Below are 24,429 nucleotides of genomic sequence, written 5' to 3' on the forward strand. Positions count from 1 at the left end.
CGGCGGTTCTTGGGCTACGCATCGAGAAGTCACAAAAAAAGCCCGCCGAGGCGGGCTTTTGAGCAAAGGCTGACCTGAGGTTTTGGCTCAGTAGGTCTCGACGTGCCAGCGCTCGGCTTTCTTGAGCTTGGGACGCAGTTCGGACCAGTCCAGGCCCTTGGCGGCCGCAGCGGTGGTCATCGCTTCGTCGATACCGGGTTCCATGCCACGCAGACCACACATGTAGACGTGGGTCTTGGGGTCTTCGATCATGGCGAAGATCTCATCAGCGTTCTCGCTGACGCGGTCTTGGATGTACATCCGGCCGCCGTTGGCGTTCTGTTGCTCGCGGCTGATCGCCTTGGTGTAGCGGAAGTTCTCGGGGAACTCACGCTCGTAGCGGTTGAAATCGTCGTCGTAGAGCAGGTTGGCGGTGGTGGGAGCACCCATGAACAGCCAGGCCTTGCCGCGGAAGTTCCAACCGTTCTTCTCTCGCTCATTGGCTTCGAACATGCGCCGCAGGTAGGTGCGCATCGGTGCGATGCCAGTGCCGGTGGCCAACATGATGATGTTGGCGTCCTCGTCTTCCGGCAGAAGCATTTCCTTGCCCACCGGTCCGGTGATCTTCACCTTGGAGCCCGGTTCGATGTCGCAGAGGAAGGTGGAGCAGACACCGTTGATGGTTTCGCCGTCCTTCTCGTACTGCAGCTGGCGCACGCAGAGGGAGACGGTGTCATCAGCCAGGTTGTCGCCGTGGCGAGTACTGGCAATGGAATAGAGGCGCAGCTTGTGGGGCTTGCCGTTGGCATCTTCACCATCGGGAATGATGCCGATGGACTGGCCTTCGACGTAGTGCAGCTGTGGATCGCCACCCTTGAGGTCGAAGGTGATGTGGTTCACCCGACCGATGGCACCTTCACCCAGCAGGCTGTAGTTCTCGGTAACGGTTCCCAGGAAAGGGGTCTTGGGCTTGTAGAGATTGACCGGAACGGCAGCGTGTGTCACAGAAGCAGCTTTTTTAGCGGGGGCTTTTTTGGCCGCGGCGGCAGGGGCAGGCTTGGCCGCGGGCGTTGGGGCAGAGGCAACAGGGGCGTCGCCGGAGGGGGTGACCGAAACGATCGTTCCACCGATCTGACTGATGCATTGCATCAGTGCCTGCAGGCGAGAGAAGGGAACGTTGATGGTTCGATTCGTCCTGCGGGAGCGGGCACTGCCGAACCCCTGCAGGACCACCGTGAACATGCGTGAGTCGCTGAGGCTGGATGTAGCGGTCGAAACACGCATGGATCTCTTCTGCCCTGAGGACGCGCGCGATCATAGGTAATCCTCTGGTTTTCGAGCGGCCTCCGTTGCATTCCGGAGCGAGTTAGGTTGACGCTTCTTGAGCGTGAGCCACCCCCGGCGCAACCCTTGACCCAGTTGTCGGTGCCACCGGATTCGACCTTTGCGCTGAGCGAAACGCTGGATGCAGCGTCCTCAGGGCAGGGGGCCTGCTCGCTTGACACCATTCAGCAGGACATGGAGCGTTTGCCGGGGGGGACCCGCCGGCTTGCGGTTCAGCTTCGACTCGCCATCGATCCGAGCTGGATCTGGGCGGTCTTGACCGATTACGACCGGCTTAGTCAATTCATTCCCAATCTCCAAATCTCCCGTTTGCTGTGGCGACGGGGTGCTGTGGTCGGTCTGGAGCAGGAGGGAGCTCAGCGGTTCATGGGGATGCAATTCAAAGCTCGAGTGCAGCTTGAACTCACAGAGCATCCTGAGGACCGTCAGCTCACCTTCACGCTGTTGAAGGGAGATTTTCGCCGCTTTGATGGTGCCTGGACCATTGGATCGGACGGCCAGACCACGACCTTGCTCTATGAGCTCACGGTCCAGGGCTGCGTCGGTATGCCGATCGGACTGATTGAGCAACGCCTGCAGGAAGACCTGGCTGCCAATTTGCGTGCGGTTCAAGCTGAGGCGCAGCGCCGAGAAGCCTTGGCTTGACCGGCCATTGAGACTGCGGTCTCTCCGTCTTTGGATCGCTCGATTGCACGGCAGTTGCGCGCAAAAGTAGTCACAAAAAAAGCGGCCGAAGCCGCTCTTCTCTGGATACCCCCAAGGGGATTCGAACCCCTGTCGCCTCCGTGAAAGGGAGGTGTCCTAGGCCTCTAGACGATGGGGGCTAGGACTCGGATAACAAGGAAAAAACGTTTCCCCTTGCAGCGCTTGCCGTTTGAGAGGCGCGCCCGATGGAAAGAAATTACGGGTCAGAGGGGCCCTTCGTCAATCAAGGTCATGTCCTGCAACTCAACTGGCCCCTTGGCCGTCCCAGACGGGCACGGTGAAGTAGAAGCAGGCCCCTTCGTCCGGCTCTGAAACCACCCAGATCCGGCCGCCATGCACTTCGGTGATGCGCCGGCAGACCGATAGCCCCACCCCGAACCCCGAGGTGGTTGAGGAGGTCTGCGGCAGCCGCACGCGATCTTGAAAAATTCGTTCCTGTTCATCGACGGGAATCCCTGGGCCGGAATCGCAAACGCTGACCTCAAGCCATTGGCTGGTCCGGTGAAAGATCGCCATTCGGACCTGGCCCCCATCTGGGGTGTACTTGAAGGCGTTCTCCAGCAGGTTGAGGAAGACCTGACGCATCCGCCGTTGGTCGGCGTAGACATCCGGCAGGTCGCTTGGGATATCGGTGATCAGCTCGAGACCTCGGCCAACCCAGCGTTTCTCCAGTTCAAGGATGGCCTCGGCGGCCGTGGGGCCCATGGCAATGCGCTGCGGATTGAACAGGGCTTCCCAGCGCGTCGTTCCGACTTCCAGTAGGTCTTTGGACAACTGTTCGATGTCATCGAGCCGGCGATCGAGGACATCTCGGAAGCGGGTCTGATCGATTTGTCCGAGGTTGAGGCTTTGGAGAGCCAGCTTTGATGCCGTCAGAGGTGTCCGCAGTTCGTGGGCCACCATCCGCAGCAGACGCTCCTGCCCCCGAAGGCGCTCGATCAGCGTTTCGTTCTCTTGGCGTAGCACCAAGACCTGGTCTTCCAGTTGCAGTTCCCGTTGGGTGCGGCTGCCGTCGCTTTCCGCGGGCCTAAGGCTCATGCCCAGTCCGCTCACCACCTCCAACTGCTGCCAGCGGGGCAGCCAATTGCGCAGCTGTTGCAGGAGCATGTTTCCGGCAAACACCTGCTTGGGTGCTGGCTCCAGCTTGATCAGCGCTGGGGTGGCCACCAGTCGATGAAGCTCCAGTAGCTCAGGCCGCTGGGCAGGGTCCGCCAGCTCAAGGCTGACTTCAAAGCCAAAGTCCTCCTTCTCGAGGAATGCCACCAGGCTGCGTACATCAGCACTGGCCCGGTGACGGGTGCCGGCCACCAGTAGCAACTTCAGATGTGGCCGCCGGGGGGAGTCCTCGTCGTCGAGCTCCAGCGGGTCTGTTTCCTTCGGATCTGCAGGCACAACAAGGCCTTCCGTAGGGGGCCTACGGATTAGCTCGTTTCCGTCGGGGATTGGGTCCCCAGCAGAGTGCACCGGCGGGTGAAACCTGGAGAAATTGTGGTTTCACGATATGGGGGTTTTTCAAGTGCTGCTGGCCTCGCTATGACGACTGTGACGAGTCGTTGTCTGGTTAGTCCCAGTGGTCCATCATCGGGAACTATCGACTCGAGTCCATCCGGTCTCGTGGGTGCCTTCCGCTTCAAGGACCGGGCGTATTCAATTTGATACGACCTTGCGGCGATGGTTCAACCGCAACTTGGGTCTATGGCGTTCGCGTCGCCAATATTTTTTCCCGGATGATGAGGTCCTCAGGGCAGACATGTTCCTGCGGGTTGAAACCTTTGAAGATCAGGCTGAATCTGAACCGCGTTATCGCTTCTCCTGGTGGCCAGAAAAGGAATACGACTTCTTTGAAATCAAGCCGCGCTATGTCCGCGAGGGCTCCATGGACGCCACCCTGTGCGGCCATCAGCTGCGTCGCAGTCGCGGCTACCTCTGCGGCTCACCAACGAAAAGCCAGATCCGCCAGGTGGATGAGCACGAGGTCGTTTTTGAGTCGCACTATCGGGAGTGGGACATCCTTGAGCACATCCGTCTTGTGAATCAAGACCAGTTCCGGGCGCGTTCCATTTATTCCTGGTGTGACGGGAACCTCGAACTGGTGGAAACCCACCATGAAATTCGGGTTGAAGAGGCGGGGCCCCCGTTAAGTAGCGATAGCTAGAGGCAGGGCGCCTTGATGCAGCAGGATTGAACAACGAATGCTGCTTCCGCCAGTGCGAGTGACTCGAAGCCGTCTCGGTCTGTTGATCCTGCCTGTGGTCCTGTGGTTCGCACCGCTCTCGGTTCAAGCCGCCCCTGCATCCGAGGCGGAGATGAACCTCTACACGCGCATTGCCGCACTCAACGTCTGCATTGCTCGCGCGGCGGGAACGGACTTCGATAAGGCCGTTGCGATTGCTGGGGAAACGATCGCCCAGGTGATCCAGGGCGGGCACCAGTCGCAGATCGCTCAAGTGGGCACCAAGCCCCTTTCAATTGAAGAACTGCGCCGTGGGTCGATCAATTCAGCCGTGCTGGGTGCTGTGGAGGTCTGCCCCAATGAGGTCCCGGCCGATGTGAAGGCCAAGGTGGATGAAGCGGTGAAGGCTCGAGCTCCCCAACCCAAGGCCCCAGTCAAAAAGCCTTGAGTCGCATCTGGTTGTAGGTCCGAGCGCTGGCCTGCGCCGTGACAGCCCCCGTGCCGATCCTGCTGCCCGCTCCCGCTTTGGCTCATGCGGATCGTCGGCTCTGCCATGGGCGGCTTGAGCGGGAGGGCGGCGGCCTATGCGCTCTCTCGCCAGGATGGTTGGGCATGGGCGATCCCCCTTGGTGCTCTGCTCGGCTCTCAGATGGGCTGCGGCGTGGCGCCTGGGAGGGTCCCGTTCCTTGGTGATTGTTCCCCCGCATGGCCACCGTTCGTCTCGCTGACTACCGCCCGGCCCCGTTCACGATCGAGCAGACCCAGCTGTTGTTCCAGCTGCATGCCGATCACACCATTGTTGATGCGGAGTTTCAGCTGCTTCCCGTAGGAGCTGCATCCGATGCGGCTCCCTGGGAGTTTTTGGGGGAGCAACTGGAGCTGCTCTCGATTGAGCTCGATGGCCAGCCTCTCGCTGCCGAGGCCTACCGCCTGGAGAGCAGCAAGTTGGTGTTGCTCGCACCACCGGCAGCGGCCTGCCGCTTGCGTACCCGGGTCAAGATTCAGCCCCAGACCAACACCAGCCTGGAGGGTCTCTACGTCAGCGGTGGCCTCTTCACGACGCAATGCGAGGCCGAGGGGTTCCGGCGGATCACGTTCCATCCGGATCGCCCTGATCTCCTGAGTCGTTTCCGGGTGCGCATCGAAGCGGATCAAGCCAGCTGCCCGGTGCTGCTCTCCAACGGCAACTGCTTGGAGACGGGCTTGCTTCCGGGGGAGCCGGGTCGTCACTACGCCGTCTGGGACGACCCCTTCCCCAAGCCCTCCTATCTGTTCGCCTTGGTCGCGGGTGCCCTGGAGGAGGTGCGCGATCAATTCGTCACCTGCAGCGGCCGGACGGTTCAGCTGCGGATTCATGTTGAGCCTGGGGATGCTCCCTTCACGGCCCATGCGATGGCTTCGCTGAAGCGCTCGATGGCCTGGGATGAGAGTCGCTACGGCCTCGAGTACGACCTCGACGAGTTCAACCTCGTTGCGGTGCGCCACTTCAACATGGGCGCGATGGAGAACAAGAGTCTCAATATCTTTAACTCCAAGTTGGTTCTGGCGGATGCTGAGACGGCCACCGATGCCGAGTTGGAGCGCATCGAAAGCGTCATCGGCCACGAGTACTTCCACAACTGGACGGGCAACCGCATCACCTGCCGGGACTGGTTCCAGCTCTCCTTGAAAGAGGGACTGACGGTGTTCCGTGATGCCAGTTTCACGGCGGATTTGCATTCACCGGAGGTGAAGCGCATCGAGGATGTGGCGCTGCTGCGCAACACCCAGTTCCGCGAAGATGCCGGCCCGACTGCCCATCCGATTCAGCCGGATCACTACCAGGCGATCGACAACTTCTACACAACGACGATTTATGAGAAGGGGTCTGAAGTCATCCGCGTCTTGCACACCCTGCTGGGAGAGGAGACGTTCATGCGGGGCATGGCTCTCTATGTGAGCCGTCATGACGGCACCGCTGCCACCTGCCAGGACTTCGTTCAGGCGATGGAGGATGCCGCTGAGCAAGCGTGGGCTGCGGGCGCGGCGTTGCCCCGCTTTGATTTTCAGCAGTTCCGCCGCTGGTACAGCCAGGCGGGCACGCCCCAGCTGCAGATTGAGCGTCACTGGGATGGCGACGCCGGCACCCTGCAGCTGACGATTCGTCAGAGCACTTCGGCCACACCTGGTCAACCTCAGAAAGAACCGGTGGTGATCCCCCTGGTGCTGGGCCTGGTGGGGCAAGGCGGAGATTCATTGCCGCTCCAGTTGCCCGGGGAGCACGCCCAAGACGTTGCAGCAGCAGGCCTCTCTGCCGAGTGGGGCAGTGCCAGTCGCTTGTTCGTGATCGACCGCGAGGAGCAGCAACTGCTGTTCGTGGGGCTCGAGGCCCATTCCCACCCACCGGCGGTGTCCTTGCCCCGCGGATTCTCCGCCCCGGTGCGGGTCGAGATGGAGCGCCCCAGCAACGAGCTGCTGCACCTGCTGGCCTGCGATAGCGAATCCTTTGCCCGCTGGGATGCCGGCCAGGTTTTGCTGCGTCAGGCCCTGCTCGAGCGAGCTTCAGGTTCGATCAATGATGAGCTGGAAGAAGGCTTGGTGGCCGCCTTTGAGCGGATCCTGCTGGAAGGGGACCTGGGGGATTCGTACCGCAGTGCCCTGATGGCCTTCCCCGGATTGCCGGAGCTGGAGGATGCGGCCTTGGCCCAGAGCGGGACGGTCGACCCGCCGGCCTTGTTTGAGGCGGTCTTGGCCCTGCGCAGCCGGTTGGGTGAGGAGCTGAAGGATCCCCTCGAATCGGTCTTGGCCTCCTGCCGCAGTCAATGGCAGCAGAGCTGGCCTGAAGGGGTGGGTGACCGGGACCTCACGGCCACCGTTTGGAGTTGGCGGGTGGCGGCCGGTGATGCAGGGGTTCGCGCCGAGGCGGCTGCGGCGGTGTCCGGCCCCTCGATGACCCTCTCCCGCGCTGGTTTGCGGGCCCTGCAGTCCATGGAGAGTGCTGAGCGCAGTGCGGCACTGCGGGCCTTCCACGACCGTTGGCAGGACAAGCCCGTGATCCTCGATGCCTGGTTTGGCCTGGAGGCCGCCACTCCCTTCGGCGATGGGGTCAGGCGCGTGCGGGAGTTGATGGATCACCCGCGCTTTGATCCGGCAGCGCCGAATTCCCTGCGGGCGGTTCTTGGGGGATTTGCCAGCAATGTCAGCCAATTCCATGCGCTCGATGGCCGTGGCTATCGCTTCATGGCTGAGCAGGTCGCCGCCTTGGATCAGCGCAATCCGATCACGGCCTCGCGGATGGCCAAGGTGTTTAGCCGTTGGCAGAGCTATGGCGCTGAGCGTTCCGAACGGATGTTGGAGGCGCTGAAGCAGTTGTCCGCGGCGCCCCTCTCCCCGAACAGCCGGGAAGTGGTGGATCAGTGCCTGCAGTTGGCCTAGGGCAGGGCCTGGTGGAGCTGCTTCAGGCCTTCGCGCCGTAGGGCGGCTCCCTCCGGACCGGCATGGGCCCCCCATAGGCCCTCCCAGTAGAAATAAATGACTCCGTGGCCGCGGGCGGCGGCCAACTTGACCCGTTCACTCAGGTCCGGCAACGGCGTGGTGCGTCCGCCAAAGCCCGCCAGGATGCCGATCTCAACTGGGATGCCCCAGCTGCTGGACTTGGTCAGCGCGGGCTGCTGCAGATCCTTTTCAAAGCCGGAGAGGGAATAGGCATAGTTCTGCACCACCAGCTCATCGATCAGTCCCCCCAGGGCCCAGATCTCCCAGTCCTGTAGCCAGTGGTTGTAGGCAAAGCGGAACGGTCCCGGAGAGAGGCTGACGTAGGGACTGCCCTGGCCGCTTTCCTTCAGCGTGCGGCGCAGCTCCCGCAGTAGGCCTGTCAGTTGCCGGCGTCTCCAGTTCATCCAGGCCCGGTCGGTGTGGAGCTCGGGAGGGTCTTGTCCTGTGTCCTGGCGGTAGAGCTGGCGGGTGTAGGGGTCGTACCCCAGTTCAACGGGCCAGGCGAAGTGGTCATCGAGCTGAATGCCATCGACCTTGCAGCGCTGCACGATCTCGCCGATCAGCCCGAGAAAGCGCTTCCGTACCCCAGGGTGGGCGGGGTTGAGCCAGACCATGTCCTTGCCGTGCATCGAAACGCTGCTGCGGCCGGCTCTGTTCTGCAGAACCCATTCCGGATGCTGGCCGACAACCGCCGCATCCGCCGGCTCCATGAGGCCGTACTCAAACCAGGGGATGACCCGCAGGCCGCGCCGGTGGGCGGCTTCGGTGAAACGGCAGATCGGATCGTGGTTGGGGTCGCTCTGGAGCAGGGCTGGTTCCATCGGCGCCCAGCGGCTTCGGTGGAAGGTCGTGCCGCGGCTCCAGACGTTGGGGTAGAGGGTGTTGAAGCCAGCTGCACTGAGCTCCTCAACGGCCGCGTTGATCCGTTGCTTCGTGTAATAGAGCGGGCTTGGGCTGTTGGTGAGCCAGACCCCGATGCGCCTGGGCTCGGGGTCCTTCGCCAGGGCGGTCAGGGGTGCCAGCAGCCCTGAGAGCAACAGACTGGCCCCGATGGCCAGACTGCGCTTCAGGCCTGATCTCAACGGAACATCGAGCTCACCGAGCTCTCATCGTGGATGCGCCAGATCGCTTCACCGAGCATGTTGGCCACCGAGAGCACCTGAAGCTGGGGGAAGCGGCGGTCATCGCTCAGGGGGATGGAGTTTGTGACGATCACCTCCTCAAACAGCCCGGGTTCTGACAGCCGTTCCACCGCTGGAGGGGAGAAGACGGCGTGGGTGGCGCAGGCCAGCACCTGGGTGGCTCCGTTTTGGCGCAGCAGGCGAGCACCGGCACAGATCGTGCCGCCGGTGTCGATCATGTCGTCGATCACGATCGCGGTCTTGCCGGCCACATCACCGATCACCGTCAGGCTCTCGGCCACGTTGTGACCGGAGCGTCGTTTGTCGATGATCGCCAGGGGCGCGTCATTGAGCTGCTTGGCGAAGGCCCGGGCCCGGGCCACGCCACCGACGTCCGGGGAGACCACCACCACATCCCCCAGGTCCCGGCCGGAGAGATAGTCCACCAGCACCGGGGAGCCGTAGATGTGGTCGCAAGGAATATCGAAATAGCCCTGGATCTGGGCTGAGTGCAGGTCCATGGCCAGGACCCGATCCACGCCGGACTTGGCCAGCAGGTTGGCCACCAACTTGGCGGTAATCGACTCGCGCCCAGCGGTCTTGCGATCCGCCCGGGCATAGCCGTAGTAGGGGATCACAGCGGTGATCTGCCGGGCGGAGGCCCGTTTGCAGGCATCAACCATCACCAGAAGCTCCATCAGGTGATCGTTCACCGGAGCGCAGGTGGGTTGGATCAGGAAGACATCGCAGCCCCGGATCGATTCCTGGATCTGGATGTAGAGCTCCCCATCGGCAAAGCGTTTGATTACCCGGGGACCGTCCGGGACGCCCAGGTAGGCCCCGATCTCACGGGAGAGGGCTTGGTTTGAGGTGCCGCTGAATAGCCGCAGACGCTTGGTGTCGTGGCCCATGCTCGCCTGATCGACCCGTTCTGCGGTCAGGAAACTGGTCACGGGGCCGCTGGCTGGACGGTAGAACTCCGATCGTAGAAGCCGCTCGGTTCGCGGTCAGCACCCTGGAGCCCCAACCGTTGATGAATCGCTCCCACTCCAGTGCCGCTTCAGGGGTGTTTTTGGTGGCTCCGGGGGGGCGCATGGGTGCGGCTGCCACCGCGTTGGCTGAGGTCTGTCAGTTGCGGCTTCTGCCAGCCTGGGAGGGCGATCTCCTGGATCGCAACCCGTCGTTTCAAGCATTGACGGCGGAGCCCCCAGGCTGGATCCAACCCTTGGCCTTGGACCCCGGTCAGACCCTGTCTGGATTCGATTGCTGGGCGGAGGCATTGGGGGCCTGGCGTATTCCAAGCTGTCTGGTCTGCAGCGAGGCGGACCGCGCCGCCGGCTTGGCCCGCAGCCACTGGGCGCTGCTGCGCCACTACCGGGTTCCCCTCTTGGGGTTGATCCAAGTGGGTGGGGACTGGCGGCCGGCGGAGCGACGCGCCGAGGGACTCCCCTGGCTGGGGCATTTGCCCACCTCTTCCGGCGATCAGGAAGCCTTGGCGGAGCTGCGGTTGCGTTTTATTGCGGCCAGCGGGGCTGCAGCCGCTGCTCCTCCAGCTCCCGCATCGAAGCCTTCCCATTGAGGGCCGGCCGCAGGCTGAGGCTGTTGAACTGCACGGTTTGCCCGGGTTGCAGCGCCACCGCCAGAAGGCTCAGCGCCTCCTGGGGACTGAGGTTGGTGTCCACCTGGGGGCGGAGCTCTGCCACCAGTGACGGAAGCCGCTTGAGCTGGGCCCCCTGACGCATCTGCCTCAGCAGTGTGGCGAGGGTTTGCTCTTGGCGATCGCGCCGGCGCTCCTCACCATTGAGCGTGTCACGGAAGCGCAGATACTGCTCCACCTGGGCGCCGTTGAGCCGTTGCAGGCCCCCTTGAAGGGCGATGGTCAGCTTCTGGCTCTGATCCGAATAGGCCATGGTCCGATCGGGTGCCAGCTCCAGGCGTCCCAACCCATCCACGAGCTCCCGCAGGGCGGTGCGGGGAATCACGGCGTAACGCTGCGGCTCCCCGTCTGAGAGTCCCAGCAGTTCAGCACTGGCGCTGGCGACCAGGGCGGCGCCACCGCGCCTGTAGAGGCTGCCGAGGGGAACGGGCGTCGCATCACCGGGGAGGCGCACCGCTCCTTCGATCGGCAGATTCATTACCTGCACGGGGCCTGCAGGGTCGATGTGGACCAGCAGCAGGGCATCGCTGTTGGCGGGTCCAGCGGGGGCGGCTCCGTTGGCGATGGCGCCTTGACGGTCCGCGTCGGAGCCGATCAGCAGCACATTCAAGGCTTGGTTGGGACGTTCTGCCAGGGCATCGGCGCTGGGCGGGCCGTCCTCTTTGGCGGAGTGGTCCTGCAGGGGCCAGACCAGGCTCAGGGCGCCCAGGCCAGCCACGATTCCCGCTCCGGCGGCCAAAAGGCGGATGGACGCCCGTTGGCGAGCACTGCGCTGCTGGCGATTCCCAGCGGTGGCCATGGACGGGCAGCAAACAAGGACGCACCACTTTGACGTAGGTCGCCTGGGGCTGACGCCGTTGTTGCAGTCATGCCCGATAGGTTGTTCCTTCGCCCGGCCAAGTCCTTGTCAGTCGCCGCCTCATCTCCAGGCTCATCGCTGCCCCATGAGAGGGCCAGGCCCCTGGCCAAGGGCAGCACCTATCCGGCCAGGGATCTCTGCAGCCAGTGTGGCCTCTGCGACAGCCGCTGGGTGGCCTACGTCAAGGACAGCTGTGCCTTTTTGAACCAGCGCTTCGAGGCCATGGAAACCGCGGCCCATGGCCGCAGCCGCGATCTCGAGAACGAAGACGAGCTCTATTTCGGGGTGCAGCAGAAGATGCTCACCGCCCGCCTGCAGCAACCCATCGCGGGTGCCCAGTGGACGGGCATTGCCAGCCGCATTGGCGTCCTGGCCCTGGAGAGCGGCCTGGTGGATGCCGTGCTCTGTGTGGGGCAAAGCGAGGACGATCGCTTCACTCCTGTTCCCCGTTTGGCCCGTACCCCTGAGGAGGTGCTGAGCGCCCGGGTGAACAAACCCACCCTCTCCCCCAACCTGGAGGTGCTGGAGCAGCTGCCGGGCAGTGGCATCCGCAACCTCCTGGCCATCGGCGTGGGCTGCCAGATCCAGGCCCTGCGGGCGGTGGAGTCCACCCTGCCCCTCGATCAGCTCTACGTGCTGGGCCTGCCCTGCACCGACAACGTTTCTCGCGAGGGCCTGCAGACGTTTCTGGAGACCACCGTGAGCTCCCCGGAGACCGTGGTCCATTACGAGTTCATGCAGGACTTCCGGATCCATTTCCGCCACAGCGATGGCCGTGAGGAGACGGTTCCTTTCTTTGGCCTGGATACCCCCAAGCTCAAAAACGTCTTCGCGCCGAGCTGTCTGAGCTGCTTTGACTACACCAATGCCGGCGCTGACCTGGTGGTTGGCTACATGGGGGCGACGTTTGGCCGTCAATGGCTCACGGTGCGCAACCCCCGCGGCCAGCAACTGCTTGATCTCGTTGAGGCTGAGCTCGACGTCGCACCGGTGACCAGCCGCGGACAGCGCCAGGCGGCGGTGCAACAGGGCATTGAGGCCTATGACAAGGCGCTCAAGCTGCCGATCTGGCTGGCCAACATCATTGGCTGCTTTGTGGGGCGCTTCGGTCCCCAGGGCCTGGAGTACGGCCGTTTCTCCATCGACTCCCACTTCACCCGCAACGCCCTCTGGTTGCGGCGCAATCACCCCGAGAAGGTGGACGCCCACATTCCAGCGTTCGCTAAGCGGATCATTAGCCGCTACAAGCTCCCCAACCCATGAGAGGTGCTGGGGTTCTGCTGCACGTCACGGCCCTGCCGGGAACACCGGCCTGCGGGACCTTTGGCGCCGCTGCCCACCAGTGGGTCGATGCGCTCGCCAGCCACGGCATCCAGGCTTGGCAGGTGTTGCCCCTGGCGCCCACCGACGGCCTGGGCTCCCCCTACAGCGCCCCCAGTGCGTTTGCGCTGAATCCCTGGTTTCTCGATGCAGAGGCATTGGTGGCTGCCGGGCTGCTCAGCCAAGGGGACCTGAGCGACCTTCCCACCGCCGAGCAGCAAGCATCGCTGGACTTCGATCTGGCCCATCGCCGCTCCGCCGGTTTGGCTGATGCGCTGCTGCAGCGCTACCCGAGCTGGGATGAGGGGGTTCGCCAGGCTTTTGATGCATGGCGAGGGCAGGAAGACCACTGGCTCAGGGACCACTGCCGCTTTGTCGTGCTGAAACAACTCCAGGGCGGCCTGCCCTGGTGGTCTTGGCCCGCTCCTCTGGCTCGCCGTCAGCGCTCAACCCTGAAGGCCTTTGATCAGGCGCAACAGCAGGCGTTGCTGCGGGAAGCCCTGCTCCAGTGGCAGCTGCAAGTGCAGTGGCAGCAGCTGCTCGATCACGCCCGCCGCGCCGGCGTGCAGGTGATCGGCGACATTCCTTTTTATGTCGCCCATGACAGTGCCGATGTCTGGAGCCATCGCCGCCTCTTCTCGGTGGATCGCTTGGGACGTCTCAAGCAGCAGAGCGGTGTGCCGCCGGATTACTTCTCAGAGACCGGTCAGCTCTGGGGCACGCCCGTCTACCGCTGGTCCCTGCATCGCTTGAGCCGTTTCCGCTGGTGGAAGCGCCGCCTGCGCCGTCAGCTCGAGGTGTTTGATCTGCTGCGCATTGATCACTTCCGGGCTCTGGAGGCGGCCTGGATCGTTCCCGGCGCTGATGCAACCGCCGAGCGGGGCCGCTGGGTCCCTACGCCCGGAGCCAGCCTCTTGCGCCAGTTGCAGCGGCGTCTGCCCTCTCCCTTGCCCTTGATCGCCGAAGACCTTGGGGTGATCACGCCTGAGGTGGAGGCTCTGCGGGATCGCTTTGCCCTGCCGGGAATGAAGATCCTGCAATTCGCCTTCGACGGCAACCCAGACAATCCCTATCTCCCAAGCAACATTGAGGGAGAGCATTGGGTCGTGTACACCGGCACCCATGACAACGCCACCTGCATCGGTTGGTGGCAGCAGCTCAGCCCTGAGCAGCGCGCGCAAGTGGAGGCCCTGACCGGTCCTGTTCACGCCCCGGGTTGGCAGTTGCTGGAGTTAGCCCTGCGCTCCAGCGCCGGTTGGGCCCTGGTCCCCCTGCAGGACCTGCTGCATCTGGGGGATGAGGCCCGTTTCAACACCCCTGGGACGACGGAGGGCAACTGGCGCTGGCGTCTGCCCCAGTCCATTGCTTCGCTGGCTGGTCCGCTTCAGGGCTACGGGGAGCTGGCTCGTCGCTACGGGCGCTGCGGCTGAGGGGCCGGCACTTGGAACTGTTCCGGCTGCTCGGGAAGGGCGGCTAGGGGCTTGCCGTTCCAGATCACCTCGCCGGTTTTGGGGGCTGGCGCGATCGAGAGTTGTAGGGGCGGTTGCAGCTGCAGCACCAGTTGCCCCTTGCTGCCGCTGAGGCGGGTGCGCTGGCCCCCATCACTGCTGAGGTTCAGCGCACTGGCCTGGCTCAGGTTCAGTTCCAGCACCCCTTGTCCTTCTTGCTTCGGGTCCTGGAGTTGTAGGCGCAGGGCGGTTTGGCCAGTGCCGCGCTTGGCGCGCTCCAGCGGCCGCAGATCTGGGTAGGCCATCAGCAGGTTGTCCCCGGCTTGGACCGGTTTGGACTGCTCGCTGGGCTTCAGGGCTGGAATGGGCTGGTACGTGAGCAGGTTGGCCGCGGCGAGTTGGCGCTGCTGCAGGTTCAGGCCGTAGATCAGGCCCAGGGTGATGGCCCCATAGAGGACGGTGCCCTGCCAGCTGTTGAAGACATCGATCGAGCCCGGGGTGAAGCGTTGCACCATGCCCGGCTTCGAGCTGGCCTCGCTTTGCTTGGGGAGTGCTGCGGCAAGGCTGCCGCTGGGCAGATTCAGGTACCCCTCCAGCAGCGGGATCATGGACTTGAGGTAGGCCCCCTCCGGCAGTCGATCGCGCCAGCCCCGCTCCAGGGCTTCGAGCACTGGGGTGCTTATCTTGGTCTCAAGGGCCATCTGCCGGAGGTTCAGACCTCGGGATTCCCGCTCAAGCTTCAGGCGCCGGCCGACCTCCAGCAAGGGGTCTTCGGGTTCAGGGCTGTCCGTGCCTGAACTCGCCGCACTGTTCCCTCGGCCCAGCAAACGGGCCAGACCTGGGATGGGCAGGGCGAACCGAGGCATTCCGGCCGATCAGCTTGTTAGTCCCATTCTTGGGCGTTTATTCGTCTCCAGCGACCCTCTGGCAGTGCTCCGAGATGAATGGGGCCGATGGCGATCCGCTGCAAATCGACAACACGGTGACCCAAAAGCTCTGCGGTGCGGCGAATCTGGCGATTTTTGCCCTCGCTCATCACCAGCTCCAGCACGGTGTGATCTGGCTCTGTTTCGGCGACGCTGACCTGCACGGCTTGGGAGGGCACCCCATCGAGGCTGACCCCGCGGGCCCACTGATCCAGGACCCGTTGGCTTGGTCGGCCTTGGACGCGGACCCGGTACGTCTTCCTGTGGGCGAAGCGCGGGTGGGTCAGCTCCAGGGTGAGGGCTCCGTCGTTGCTGAGCAAGAGGGCCCCTCGGCTTTCAAAGTCCAGGCGCCCCACTGGGTGCAGTCCCTGGCCTCGGGCTAACTCCGCTGGCAGCAGGTCCAGCACGATCGGCCGGCCTTCTGGGTCAAAGCAGCTGCTAAGGACCCCCGCTGGCTTGTTCAGCAGCAGCACCATCGATTCGGCTGAAGCGCCCAGGGGTTGGCCATCGAGGGCGATGGCATCGCTGTTGGGATCGGCCTTGTCCCCAAGCTGGGCCCGCTGGCCATTGACCGTGACACGGCCGTTCCTGAGGAGTTCCTCAGCGCGGCGCCTGGAGCAGACCCCCGCCTGGGCGATCAGCTTTTGCAGTCGTTCGGCGGCCATCTCAGCGCTGTGCCCAAAAGCATTTTGCTCTCCAGAAAAAAGTGATACGGTTCAGCAACAGCTTTACGAAACACATGGGTTTCGTAAGTCGTTTTTGCTGATGCCCTCCGTTCCGATTCTTCGTGCTGACCGCGACACCGCGCTGGCCGGTGGAACAGACCTGGTGCGCTCGTATCTGCGGGACATCGGCCGAGTGCCGCTGCTGACCCACGAGCAGGAGATCACCTTGGGCCGTCAGGTCCAGGAATTGGTGGCGCTGGAGGTGCTGGAGCAGGAGCTGGCGAGCCGTGAGGGCGTGGAGAAGCCTTCGCCTGCGGTGCTCGCTAAGGAAGCGGGTCTGACGCAGGTTCAGCTAAAGAAGCGGTTGCGCAGCGGCCAGCGCGCCAAGGAGCGGATGGTGGCCGCCAACTTGCGCTTGGTGGTGAGCGTGGCCAAGAAGTACACCAAGCGGAACATGGAGCTCCTGGACTTGATCCAGGAGGGAACCATTGGCCTGGTGCGGGGCGTTGAGAAGTTCGACCCGACCCGGGGCTACAAATTCAGTACCTATGCGTATTGGTGGATCCGCCAGGGGATCACGCGGGCGATTGCGGAGAAGAGCAGAACGATCCGCCTGCCGATCCACATCACAGAGACCCTGAACAAACTTAAGAAGGGCCAGCGGGAGCTGAGCCAGGAGCTAGGCCGCACCCCGACCGTGACGGAGCTGGCGGAGTTTGTGGACCTGCCGGAGGAGGAGGTGAAGGACTTGCTCTGCCGTGCTCGTCAGCCGGTGAGCCTGGAAACAAAGGTGGGCGACGGGGATGACACGGAGCTGCTGGACCTGCTGGCGGCCGATGGCACCCAGCCGTCTGAGCTGGTGGATGGTGAGTGCCTGCGGATGGACATGCGTGGTCTGCTGGACCAACTGCCGGACCTGCAGGGGCGCGTCTTGAAGATGCGCTACGGCATCGATTGCGAGGAGCCGATGAGCCTGAGCTCCATCGCGCGCTCCCTGGAGATGAGCCGTGACCGTGCCCGCAGCCTCGAGCGCAAGGCCCACGAGGAACTGCGCCGGCGCTCAGAAACGATGCATGCCTATCTCGCTGCTTAAAAGAACTCGTCGAAGTTGTCGAAGTCCACGGCGCTGAAGGTACCGTTCTCCACCTGGCTCATCAGCCGCTCCAGCTGAACCCAAAGGGCACCGGCGGTGGCCATGGAGAGCACGAAGGCCACCAGCAGGGCTGCTCCGGAGGCAAAGCCGAAGATTTGGAGGCTGCCGCCGATGAAGAGGGTGATGCCGATGATGATCCCGCTGTAGGGGAGGTTGGTCTCGAAGTTCCCCAGGGGCAGTAAGGCCAGGCGGTCCTGCTTCCACCCATCCAACTTGTTCTGCACGAGCTTGGCGAAGGTCAGCCCGCAGAGGATCCCCATCGCCAGGCCGATGCCCGCCACCACATACGGCGGCTGGAACATCGGGGCAAACTCCAGCAGGATGTCGCCAGGCTCCAGGTCACCGAAGTCCCCTGTCGCGAAGTCCAGGGCGGCTTCGCTCAGGTTGATCGGGGCCAGGGACATTGGTGGTCTGCAAATCGCGCTGACCCTAAGCGGCCAACGGGTTCAGCCGGGTGAGCAGTCGGCCCGCCACGCGGCGCGGGGAGAAGGTGCGGCCCAGCAGCTCCATCAGCCCCCGCAGGTCATCGGTGTTCAGGCGGTTGTCGCGCACCAGGGTCAGCAGTAGCCGCTGCCGCAGGCTCTTGCCCCCTTCCCCCACCAGCAGCTTCAGGCCAGCGCCGGCCACGGGTAGCAGGTCCGTGGCCCCGCCACCGCCGTCGTCGTTCTCAACCACCTGCAGCAGGTTCTCCAGCCGCTCCAGCTGCAGCCGGCCCTCCTGGTCGAAGAGCACCTCCAGCAGCTTCTCGCGCATCTCCGCGGTGTCTCCCGCCAGCAGGCGCCGGGCCACGTAGGGGTAAGCCACGTTGATGATCCGGAAGCTGGGATCCAGGCGCATCGCCAGGCCCTCCTGGCTGACCACCGCCCGGATGATCAAGGCAAAGCGCGCCGGCACCCGGAAGGGGTAGGCGTACATCAGCTCCGAGAAGCGATCGGTGATCGCCTTGAAGTTGAACGAGCCCACGTTCTCCCCCAGGGCGCCGCCCAGCACTTCCTCGAGGGCCGGGACGATCGGCGCCAGGTCTGTTTTGGCGTTCAGGAAGCCCAGCTCGACGAAATCTTGGGCCAGGCCTTCGAAGTCGCGGTTGATTAGGTGCACCACCGCCCCGGTCAGCGTCAGGCGATCGCTGTTGCTGATCGAATCCATCATTCCGAAGTCCACGTAGGCCACATGGCCCATGGCTCCGGTCTTGCCCGGCAGGGCAAAGAGGTTTCCGGGGTGGGGATCGGCGTGGAAGTAGCCGAACTCCAGTAGCTGCTGCAGCCCGGAGATCACGCCCGTGCGGATCAGGGCCGCCGGATCGAGGTGTTGGGCTTCCAGCTCTTGGCGCTGCTGCAATTTCGTGCCGTTGATCCAGGTGGTGGTCAGTACCCGCTCTCCCGAGAGGCTGCGGTCCACCCGCGGCACGACCACCGCGGCGTTCTTCTCAAACATCCGAGCGAAGCGCTCGGCGTTGTCCGCTTCCTTGCGGTAGTCGATCTCCTCGAACAGGGAACGACCGAACTCATCAATGATTTCCCCCAGGCCAAAGCCCAGGTTCAACGGCAGCAGGGGAGCGGCCATCACCCCCAGCAGACGGATCAGCACCAGATCGCGGCGCAGCTGTTGCTCCAGTTGGGGGCGTTGCACCTTGACCGCCACCCAGTGGCCGCCGACGGGCTTGGCCCGGTAGACCTGGCCGAGGCTGGCCGCCGCCACCGGGTAGTCCGGGAAGTCTTCAAAGAGCTGGTTGACCGGTGCTCCCAGGTCGGCCTCGATCGTCTTCAGGGCGATGGCGTGGGGGAAGGCCGGCAGGTTGTCCTGCAGTTGGGTCAGCTGATCCAGCCAGTCCCGCCGCACCAGATCCGGCCTTGTGGAGAGGGCCTGGCCCACCTTGATGAAACAGGGCCCCAGGCCCGTCAGGGTGGTGAAAATCTTTTGCCCAAGGCGCTGCTGCACCTTGGGATCGGGGTTGTTGGCCTGCAAGACCAGCACCAGCGCCAGGCTCAGCAGGCTGCTGAGAACCACCACCAGCCGGCCGATCAAAACCCAGGGCCGCAGCAGCAGCCAACGCAGATCTCGCCCCGGGTTGTAGGTGGCCATGGAACCGGGGGAAGGGGCAGCTGGTTGCAAACTCTAGGAATGGTGTTGCTCAAGCAGCTGTTTCAGGCCCGCCGGGCTCGCCTGCCGCTGCATCTCCCCGCCCACGGCCGCGGGCGCGGCCTGGCTCCGGCATTGGCGCAATTGCTGCGGCAACCACCGGGGAGCTGGGATCTGCCGGAGCTTCCCGAGATCGGTGGTCCCTTGGAGTCAGGCGGGGCCGTGGCTGAAAGCCAAGCGGCGATCGCGCAGCTGCTCGCTGCCCAGCGCTGCTGGTTTGGTGTTAATGGCGCCAGCGGCCTGCTTCAAGCCGCCCTACTGGCTTTGGCAAGCCCGGGTGAGCGGGTCTTGCTGCCGCGCAACCTGCACCGCTCCTTGCTGCATGGCTGTCTGCTGGGGCAGCTGGAGCCCGTCCTCTTTGATTTGCCCTTTGATCCAGCCTCGGGTCTCTGGTTGCCGCCAAGTCCGGAGCACCTGGCGGCAGTGATTCGCGCGGCCCTGGCGCAAGGGCCCCTGGCGGCGGTGGTGCTCGTCTCCCCGAGCTACCAGGGCTGCGTGGGAGATCTCGCGGGTTTGGTGGCGGTGGCCCAGCGACAGGGATTGCCGGTGCTACTCGATGAGGCCCACGGCGCCCATCTGGGCTTGGATCCGCGCCTGCCTGCCTCGGGACTGAGCGCCGGAGCCGATCTGGTGGTGCAGTCCCTGCAGAAGGCCGCCGGTGGCCTGGCCCAAAGCGCTGTCTTGCTCCAAGGCATTACCAGTGGCGTCGATCCGGCGCGGATCGAGCGGGCGCTCCTCTGGCTGCAGACCTCCAGCCCCAGTGCCCTGCTGTTGGCTTCTGCAGAAGCGGCGTTGCTGCATCTCCATAGCCCCAAGGGGCGGCGGCAGTTGGCCCGGGCCATTAGCCGCGGCGAGCAGTTGCGCCAGCGCCTGGTGGACCGCGGCTTTCAGTTGTTGGAGACCCAGGATCCGTTGCGCCTGAGCTGGATCTGCGGCGCCGCTGGCATCAATGGGCTGGAGGCTGATGACTGGTTGATGGAGCGGGGGGTGATTGCTGAGCTTCCCGAGCCCGGCTGCCTGACCTTTTGTTTGGGCCTGGAACCTCCGCGCCGGCTGCTTCGGCTGTTGCCGGCGGTGCTGGAGCCGCTGCGGCTGGAGCTGGGTGGTGCAGGCGCGCGCTCCTTCCGCCGGCCGCCGTTGCCCCTGGTGGCCAGCCCGGAGCTGGCCCTAGGCGAGGCCTGGCGGGCCCAGAGCGAAGCCATTCCCCTCGAGCAGGCCGCGGGGCACCTGTCGGCGGAACCGCTCTGCCCCTATCCCCCTGGGATTCCGCTGTTGATTCCCGGTGAGCGCATCGACGGCCCCAGGGCCGCCTGGTTGCAGGAGCAGCGGCGGCTTTGGCCCGATCAGATCGCTGATACGGTGAAGGTGGTGATTGCTTGAGGCGGAGCATGCCCGCGGCAGGGAAGGGCTCCTTCCAATGGGATTTCGTCACCCCTGGGCTGCCGGATGCGGCCTTCGCCGATGCCCCCGGGTTCAGCCCCACACCGATGGAGCAGCGGGTGATGCTGCTTTCGCACCTGCGGCCCAAGAGCGATTCCCTGGTCTGGGATGTGGGCGGCGGCACCGGTGCCCTGGCCCTCGAGATCGCGCGTTTGATGCCCGCCGGAGCGGTGCACACGCTGGAGCGGGACCCGGATGGCATCGAGCTGCTGGAGCGCAATCGCCGCCGTTTTGGCATTGAGAACCTCCACATCCATCAAGGTGAAGCCCCAGATGGATTGGCACAGTTGCCGCCGCGCCCCGATCGGGTCCTGCTGGAGGTGGGGCGTCCCCTGCGGGATGTGCTCCATCAGGTTTGGGAGGCCCTGGTCCCCGCGGGCCGCCTGGTGATCAGCACCGCCAGCCTGGAGGGGTTGGTGGACGCCACCGATACCTTGGGGCAACTGGCCGCCGTCGATCTGCAGGTGGTGCAAGCCACGGTCCACCGGATGCAGCGCCGCGGCAGCCAGGCCCGCTTGGCGGCTGCAGAACCTCTGTTTTTGATCGCTGCGGAACGCCCTTGATTCCTCCCCCGCGCACCCGAACCTCCCCCCAGCGCCTGCTGAGCGGCTACGCCGCCGGTGCCTTTGGCCTGCTGGTGGTGGGCCTGGGGGGCTGGTGGTTCACCATCGCCTTGGGGGTGATGGTCCACCTGGGGCTGCTGGAGTACTTCGATCTCGCCCGTGCCAAGGGCATCCGCCCGGCCAGCAAGACCACCTTGGTGCTGGTGCAGCTGCTGCTGATCACCACCCAGTGGGCCCACGGCGGTGATGTGGCGGGCGTCGGCTTTGCCGCGGAGCTTTCGGCGGCGGTCCTGCCGGTGGCCGGGGCGGTCATCTGCGGCTGGCTGCTGCTGCAGCCCGTGACTGGGACGATCGCGGATATCGCCTCATCGATCTTTGCCCTCTTTTATCTCGGCTACCTGCCGAGCTACTGGATTCGCCTGCGGGATCTGACCGATCCGCTCTTGGCCCCGAGCCTGCAGCACTGGCCTTGGCCGCTGACCTCGGGGATGGTGCTGATGCTGATGGCCTGCTTGCAGATCGTGGCAACGGACATCGGCAGCTACATGATTGGCCGCCGCTATGGCCGCACGCCGCTTTCCCCCACTTCACCGGGGAAAACCGTCGAGGGAGCTCTGGGCGGGCTGGTCTGCTCAATGCTGCTCGGCGCCCTCTTTGGGGTGCTCCTGGGCTGGAGCTGGGGCTGGGCCATTGGCGCCCTGCTCGGTGTGATGGTCACGGTCTTTGCCCTGGTGGGGGACCTGACTGAATCGATGATGAAGCGCGACGCCGGGGTGAAGGATTCGGGCGATTTCCTGCCCGGCCATGGCGGCATCCTCGATCGCATCGACAGCTATCTGTTTATCCCGGCGGTGTTTTTCACCGTGGTGACGTTCCTGGCCTAGGGCTGCACCATTGCCGTGCCGCTCACCAGCAGCCGCCCGGACTGCAGTTCGGCCTGCTCGATGGTGATGTTGGGGTCCCCGGGCAGGGCGTAGCGCTGGGGGCCATTGTTCTGCTGCAGCACCACACAGCCGTCTTCGGCAAGCGGTTGGGTGGCCATCTCCCGGCCCTGGGCGCGCACCAGCAGCTGCTCGTTCTCGATCGTTAATTCCTGCAGCGGCGTCAGTCCCAGCAGCGCCTCGCTGATTTGATCCCCCAGGCCGCGCCAGTGGGCGCCACTGAAGGATCGGCTCAGGCCCGCGCCACTGAATTCAGCGCTCCCCTGCACCGCAAAGGGCTGCTCCAGCTGCAGGGACTGGCCTTTCATCAGCTTGCCGATCTGAACATTGATGGCGCCGCTGCGCAGCTCCACCCGTTCGATCTCCAGGGCGCTGAAGACCGCCTTGCGGGCCACCAGGCTTACCCCCTCGAGGCGGCCCCGCAAGAGCGCCAGGGTGGATCCGTGCAGCTGCAGCTCCAGGTGCTCAACGGATTCACATTGCTGGCGAATCCAGAACTGCAGTCCACTGGCCAGCAGTTGCAGAACGGGATCAGCCATGCCAGGTGCGCACCACGGTGCCGGGCTGATCGATGTGGGGCAGGTGCCCGCAATCGCTGAGCTCAGTGATCCGCTCTCCAAGCAGAACAGCCGCGTCGGCTTTGGGTTTGCCTTGAAGGATCCGGTCATTGGCCCCCCAGAGCACTTCGAGCGGTTGGCTCGGCAGCGGCAGCCCGCAGCCCCCGAAGCCACCACTGCCGGCGAAGGCCGCCAGGGCTGGTGCCCAGTTGGGGCAGCGCAGATGGATCGAGGCAATCTCCAGCTCAGCTGGACCAACATCACGGTCGGGTTGGGCAAAGGCGCTGCGGCAGAGCCCGCGCCGAATGGCAGGAAGCGCCAAAAAACGGGCGCCCAGCTGATTGAGCAGTGGTGGGACCGGCATCGGCTTGCCCGTCAGACCAGCTGGGGCAAGCAGCAGCAGGCGCTCGATCTGATCTGGGCGACGGCGTGCCAATTCCACAGCAACCGACCCCCCCATGGAGGCGCCAATCAGGCCGACCTTCTGGGCTCCACTGCGCTCGAGCACCGCATCCAGCACGGCTTCGAGGTGGCGCAGCACGCCGGCGGGGCTGTAGTCGCCGCCTTGGGGCCTGGGGCAGAAGCCAAAGCCGTAGAGATCGGGGATGAACAACTGGGCGTGGGCCGCAAGCAGGGGGCTCAGGCGCCGGAACTCCAGATGGGAACTGTCAAAGCCATGCAGCAGCAGCAGCGGCGGGCCGGACCCCAAGACGGCGACGGGCCAGGGCTCGCTGGTCTGGCTGCAGGCGTTGGGGAGGTCCCACCACTGCACCGCCTGGGAGATGACTTGTCCTTTGGGATCCAGCAGGGTTTTGGCAGCGCGCTCCAGCAGCTGCCGCTGATCCAGGTGCTCAGGCATCAACGGTGCTCAAGGCGGCGGTGGTGCTGACCAGAGCCGCTAGGACATCGGCCGGTCCGACGCTGAAGGGCAGGTGATGCAGGTCGGATCCGGGGCGGCAGGCAAAGTCCGCCACCTGCTGCAGCTCCGCCAGGCTGGCCTGGACGAGCCCCAGGTCCTCCAGGCTGACCGGCAGGTTCAGGCGCTGGAAGAAGGGCAGCAGTTGGCGCCGCGCTTGGGCCGCCAGTTGGCTGCCGCCGACGCTTTCCTCGAGGCGCAGTTGCACCAGGATTCCGAAGCCCACCTTCTCCCCATGGAGTTGTCCATGGCTGGCCTCCAGTTGGGTTAGGCCGTTATGGACCGCATGGGCGGCGACGGTGCGGCAGCGGGCGCCGCCAATGCCGCCAATCAGTCCGGCTGTTAGGCCGCTGGCTTCCGCGACTCGGACCCAGGCTTCACCGCCGACATCGCTGAGGGCCTGCTCGGCCTCCAGAAGGAGTTGGTCCCGCAGGACGCGGGCCTGCTGCACGGCCTGTTGGACCAGGCCATCGCGGCTGGCGCCGCTGCTAACCGAGGCCTCGTACCACTTGGCCATCGCATCGGCGATGCCGCTGGCGAGGGTGCGGTTGGGGGCTGAGGCCACCAGGGCGTGGTCAAACACCAGCAGCTCGGGGCAGTGATCGAGGGCCACATCCCCTTCGAAAGCTCCCTGGGGGCTGTAGAGATTGGCCAGGGCCGTCCAGCCCGCGCAGGTGGCCGCGCTGGTGGGAACGGTGATGCAGGGGAGCCCGAGGCGATGGGCCAGCAATTTGCCGGCATCGAGCACCTTGCCGCCGCCACAGGCCAGGACTCCATCACAGCCTTGGCTTTGGCTCAGCTCCGCCAAGCGGCGGAGATCCTCTTCGCAGCAGTCGAACTCCAGCTCAGCGCCCAGAACCTGCAGACCGTGCTGCCGGAGATCGGCTTCCAGCCCGCGGCGCAGCTCCCGGGTGGCGGTAGAGCGGCCCAGCAGCAGCGGCGCCCTGGTTAATCCAGCGATGAGGGGCAAGGCTTCAGCCCAGGCTCCCTCGCCGCGGAGTACGCAGGCCGGCGCAATGGCGTGTTGCTGAACGGCGGATTCGGCCATG

General features: G+C 64.7%; 23 protein-coding genes and 1 tRNA gene. 11 read left to right on the top strand and 13 right to left on the bottom strand.

Annotation, left to right across the window (positions count from 1 at the left end; translation table 11 throughout):
• Positions 1-87: 87 nt before the first annotated feature.
• Positions 88-1,263 carry a phycobilisome linker polypeptide gene (locus ACLM42_RS02455; protein ID WP_247911493.1) on the bottom strand — a complete coding sequence of 392 codons (1,176 nt, stop codon included), beginning with the start codon at positions 1,261-1,263 and terminating at the stop codon, positions 88-90.
• Between the two features lie 234 nt (positions 1,264-1,497).
• Here ACLM42_RS02455 and ACLM42_RS02460 point away from each other — a divergent pair, with 234 nt between their 5' ends.
• Positions 1,498-1,968, top strand: a complete 471-nt coding sequence (locus ACLM42_RS02460) for an SRPBCC family protein (protein WP_247911947.1) — start codon at positions 1,498-1,500, stop codon at positions 1,966-1,968.
• Between the two features lie 106 nt (positions 1,969-2,074).
• Here ACLM42_RS02460 and ACLM42_RS02465 read toward each other — a convergent pair.
• Both ACLM42_RS02465 and ACLM42_RS02470 read right to left on the bottom strand, forming a co-directional pair.
• Positions 2,075-2,147 (bottom strand) — tRNA-Glu (locus ACLM42_RS02465).
• A 124-nt stretch (positions 2,148-2,271) separates the two neighbouring features.
• Positions 2,272-3,390, bottom strand: a complete 1,119-nt coding sequence (locus ACLM42_RS02470; protein ID WP_415400114.1) for a histidine kinase — start codon at positions 3,388-3,390, stop codon at positions 2,272-2,274.
• A gap of 256 nt (positions 3,391-3,646) precedes the next feature.
• Between ACLM42_RS02470 and ACLM42_RS02475 the strand changes: the two genes are divergently transcribed.
• The 3 genes from ACLM42_RS02475 (at position 3,647) to pepN (ending at position 7,615) form a co-directional block, all read left to right on the top strand.
• On the top strand, positions 3,647-4,183 hold the full coding sequence (locus ACLM42_RS02475; RefSeq protein WP_415399624.1) for a hypothetical protein: 537 nt from the start codon (positions 3,647-3,649) through the stop codon (positions 4,181-4,183).
• Positions 4,184-4,241: 58 nt separating this feature from the next.
• Entirely contained in the window at positions 4,242-4,649 is a 408-nt protein-coding gene (locus ACLM42_RS02480; RefSeq protein ID WP_415399625.1) for a cAMP phosphodiesterase, read from the top strand.
• A gap of 257 nt (positions 4,650-4,906) precedes the next feature.
• A complete protein-coding gene (gene pepN / locus ACLM42_RS02485; protein WP_415399626.1) occupies positions 4,907-7,615 on the top strand; it encodes an aminopeptidase N in 2,709 nt (902 codons plus the stop codon).
• Here the strand turns inward: pepN and ACLM42_RS02490 are convergent.
• Together ACLM42_RS02490 and ACLM42_RS02495 are read right to left on the bottom strand one after the other, a co-directional pair.
• On the bottom strand, positions 7,612-8,757 hold the full coding sequence (locus ACLM42_RS02490; RefSeq protein ID WP_415399627.1) for a glycoside hydrolase family 10 protein: 1,146 nt from the start codon (positions 8,755-8,757) through the stop codon (positions 7,612-7,614). The two genes, pepN and ACLM42_RS02490, sit on opposite strands and share 4 nt — an antisense overlap.
• Entirely contained in the window at positions 8,754-9,749 is a 996-nt protein-coding gene (locus ACLM42_RS02495) for a ribose-phosphate pyrophosphokinase (RefSeq protein WP_247911488.1), read from the bottom strand. Before ACLM42_RS02495 ends, ACLM42_RS02490 begins: the two co-directional genes overlap by 4 nt.
• Before the next feature lie 80 nt (positions 9,750-9,829).
• On the opposite strand from ACLM42_RS02495, the gene ACLM42_RS02500 reads away from it, so the two are divergent.
• Positions 9,830-10,375, top strand: coding sequence for a hypothetical protein (locus ACLM42_RS02500; RefSeq protein ID WP_415399628.1), 546 nt, complete (start codon positions 9,830-9,832; stop codon positions 10,373-10,375).
• Here ACLM42_RS02500 and ACLM42_RS02505 read toward each other — a convergent pair.
• Positions 10,311-11,252 (bottom strand): LCP family protein, encoded by a 942-nt coding sequence (locus tag ACLM42_RS02505; protein WP_247911486.1) that lies wholly within the window; start codon positions 11,250-11,252, stop codon positions 10,311-10,313. The two genes, ACLM42_RS02500 and ACLM42_RS02505, sit on opposite strands and share 65 nt — an antisense overlap.
• A 69-nt stretch (positions 11,253-11,321) precedes the next feature.
• On the opposite strand from ACLM42_RS02505, the gene ACLM42_RS02510 reads away from it, so the two are divergent.
• Both ACLM42_RS02510 and malQ read left to right on the top strand, forming a co-directional pair.
• Positions 11,322-12,575 carry a Coenzyme F420 hydrogenase/dehydrogenase, beta subunit C-terminal domain gene (locus ACLM42_RS02510; protein WP_415399629.1) on the top strand — a complete coding sequence of 418 codons (1,254 nt, stop codon included), beginning with the start codon at positions 11,322-11,324 and terminating at the stop codon, positions 12,573-12,575.
• A complete protein-coding gene (gene malQ, locus ACLM42_RS02515) occupies positions 12,572-14,062 on the top strand; it encodes a 4-alpha-glucanotransferase (RefSeq protein ID WP_247911484.1) in 1,491 nt (496 codons plus the stop codon). The genes ACLM42_RS02510 and malQ overlap by 4 nt, the downstream gene beginning before the upstream one ends.
• Here the strand turns inward: malQ and ACLM42_RS02520 are convergent.
• The gene (locus ACLM42_RS02520) at positions 14,044-14,946 is read right to left on the bottom strand and encodes a helix-turn-helix domain-containing protein (RefSeq protein WP_247911483.1); all 903 of its coding nucleotides are present in this window, start codon (positions 14,944-14,946) and stop codon (positions 14,044-14,046) included. The genes malQ and ACLM42_RS02520 overlap by 19 nt on opposite strands.
• Before the next feature lie 17 nt (positions 14,947-14,963).
• Positions 14,964-15,671 carry a pseudouridine synthase gene (locus ACLM42_RS02525; protein WP_247911482.1) on the bottom strand — a complete coding sequence of 236 codons (708 nt, stop codon included), beginning with the start codon at positions 15,669-15,671 and terminating at the stop codon, positions 14,964-14,966.
• A 100-nt stretch (positions 15,672-15,771) separates the two neighbouring features.
• Between ACLM42_RS02525 and ACLM42_RS02530 the strand changes: the two genes are divergently transcribed.
• Positions 15,772-16,764 (top strand): RpoD/SigA family RNA polymerase sigma factor, encoded by a 993-nt coding sequence (locus ACLM42_RS02530; RefSeq protein WP_415399630.1) that lies wholly within the window; start codon positions 15,772-15,774, stop codon positions 16,762-16,764.
• Here ACLM42_RS02530 and ACLM42_RS02535 read toward each other — a convergent pair.
• Positions 16,761-17,228 carry a hypothetical protein gene (locus ACLM42_RS02535; RefSeq protein ID WP_247911480.1) on the bottom strand — a complete coding sequence of 156 codons (468 nt, stop codon included), beginning with the start codon at positions 17,226-17,228 and terminating at the stop codon, positions 16,761-16,763. The genes ACLM42_RS02530 and ACLM42_RS02535 overlap by 4 nt on opposite strands.
• 25 nt (positions 17,229-17,253) lie before the next feature.
• Complete coding sequence (locus ACLM42_RS02540; RefSeq protein ID WP_247911479.1) at positions 17,254-18,906, bottom strand: ABC1 kinase family protein; 1,653 nt, start codon at positions 18,904-18,906, stop codon at positions 17,254-17,256.
• A gap of 39 nt (positions 18,907-18,945) precedes the next feature.
• Here ACLM42_RS02540 and ACLM42_RS02545 point away from each other — a divergent pair, with 39 nt between their 5' ends.
• Genes ACLM42_RS02545 through ACLM42_RS02555 form a run of 3 tightly spaced genes read left to right on the top strand, consistent with a single transcriptional unit; the run spans position 18,946 to position 21,850 of the window.
• A complete protein-coding gene (locus tag ACLM42_RS02545) occupies positions 18,946-20,343 on the top strand; it encodes an aminotransferase class I/II-fold pyridoxal phosphate-dependent enzyme (protein WP_247911478.1) in 1,398 nt (465 codons plus the stop codon).
• Between the two features lie 8 nt (positions 20,344-20,351).
• On the top strand, positions 20,352-20,966 hold the full coding sequence (gene cbiT, locus ACLM42_RS02550; RefSeq protein WP_247479082.1) for a precorrin-6Y C5,15-methyltransferase subunit CbiT: 615 nt from the start codon (positions 20,352-20,354) through the stop codon (positions 20,964-20,966).
• On the top strand, positions 20,963-21,850 hold the full coding sequence (locus ACLM42_RS02555; RefSeq protein ID WP_247911477.1) for a phosphatidate cytidylyltransferase: 888 nt from the start codon (positions 20,963-20,965) through the stop codon (positions 21,848-21,850). Before cbiT ends, ACLM42_RS02555 begins: the two co-directional genes overlap by 4 nt.
• Here ACLM42_RS02555 and ACLM42_RS02560 read toward each other — a convergent pair.
• The 3 genes from ACLM42_RS02560 to ACLM42_RS02570 are packed head-to-tail and all read right to left on the bottom strand — an operon-like array spanning position 21,847 to position 24,428.
• On the bottom strand, positions 21,847-22,446 hold the full coding sequence (locus ACLM42_RS02560; protein WP_247911476.1) for a DUF2993 domain-containing protein: 600 nt from the start codon (positions 22,444-22,446) through the stop codon (positions 21,847-21,849). The two genes, ACLM42_RS02555 and ACLM42_RS02560, sit on opposite strands and share 4 nt — an antisense overlap.
• Entirely contained in the window at positions 22,439-23,323 is an 885-nt protein-coding gene (locus ACLM42_RS02565) for an alpha/beta fold hydrolase (protein ID WP_247911475.1), read from the bottom strand. The genes ACLM42_RS02560 and ACLM42_RS02565 overlap by 8 nt, the downstream gene beginning before the upstream one ends.
• A complete protein-coding gene (locus ACLM42_RS02570) occupies positions 23,316-24,428 on the bottom strand; it encodes an iron-containing alcohol dehydrogenase family protein (protein ID WP_415399631.1) in 1,113 nt (370 codons plus the stop codon). Before ACLM42_RS02570 ends, ACLM42_RS02565 begins: the two co-directional genes overlap by 8 nt.
• Between the last annotated feature and the right edge of the window lies 1 nt (position 24,429).

The organism is Synechococcus sp. W4D4, assembly GCF_047716805.1.
In the GTDB taxonomy this organism is placed as follows: Bacteria; Cyanobacteriota; Cyanobacteriia; order PCC-6307; family Cyanobiaceae; genus Vulcanococcus.

Coding starts and splice junctions, on each gene's coding strand:
- ACLM42_RS02455 (WP_247911493.1), bottom strand. CDS start 1,263: ATGCGTGTTTCGACCGCTACATCCAGCCTCAGCGACTCACGCATGTTC.
- ACLM42_RS02525 (WP_247911482.1), bottom strand. CDS start 15,671: ATGGCCGCCGAACGACTGCAAAAGCTGATCGCCCAGGCGGGGGTCTGC.
- ACLM42_RS02505 (WP_247911486.1), bottom strand. CDS start 11,252: ATGGCCACCGCTGGGAATCGCCAGCAGCGCAGTGCTCGCCAACGGGCG.
- ACLM42_RS02540 (WP_247911479.1), bottom strand. CDS start 18,906: ATGGCCACCTACAACCCGGGGCGAGATCTGCGTTGGCTGCTGCTGCGG.
- ACLM42_RS02530 (WP_415399630.1), top strand. CDS start 15,772: ATGCCCTCCGTTCCGATTCTTCGTGCTGACCGCGACACCGCGCTGGCC.
- ACLM42_RS02460 (WP_247911947.1), top strand. CDS start 1,498: ATGGAGCGTTTGCCGGGGGGGACCCGCCGGCTTGCGGTTCAGCTTCGA.
- ACLM42_RS02545 (WP_247911478.1), top strand. CDS start 18,946: ATGGTGTTGCTCAAGCAGCTGTTTCAGGCCCGCCGGGCTCGCCTGCCG.
- ACLM42_RS02565 (WP_247911475.1), bottom strand. CDS start 23,323: ATGCCTGAGCACCTGGATCAGCGGCAGCTGCTGGAGCGCGCTGCCAAA.
- ACLM42_RS02500 (WP_415399628.1), top strand. CDS start 9,830: ATGAATCGCTCCCACTCCAGTGCCGCTTCAGGGGTGTTTTTGGTGGCT.
- ACLM42_RS02570 (WP_415399631.1), bottom strand. CDS start 24,428: ATGGCCGAATCCGCCGTTCAGCAACACGCCATTGCGCCGGCCTGCGTA.
- pepN (WP_415399626.1), top strand. CDS start 4,907: ATGGCCACCGTTCGTCTCGCTGACTACCGCCCGGCCCCGTTCACGATC.
- ACLM42_RS02510 (WP_415399629.1), top strand. CDS start 11,322: ATGCCCGATAGGTTGTTCCTTCGCCCGGCCAAGTCCTTGTCAGTCGCC.
- ACLM42_RS02520 (WP_247911483.1), bottom strand. CDS start 14,946: ATGCCTCGGTTCGCCCTGCCCATCCCAGGTCTGGCCCGTTTGCTGGGC.
- cbiT (WP_247479082.1), top strand. CDS start 20,352: ATGCCCGCGGCAGGGAAGGGCTCCTTCCAATGGGATTTCGTCACCCCT.
- malQ (WP_247911484.1), top strand. CDS start 12,572: ATGAGAGGTGCTGGGGTTCTGCTGCACGTCACGGCCCTGCCGGGAACA.
- ACLM42_RS02560 (WP_247911476.1), bottom strand. CDS start 22,446: ATGGCTGATCCCGTTCTGCAACTGCTGGCCAGTGGACTGCAGTTCTGG.
- ACLM42_RS02535 (WP_247911480.1), bottom strand. CDS start 17,228: ATGTCCCTGGCCCCGATCAACCTGAGCGAAGCCGCCCTGGACTTCGCG.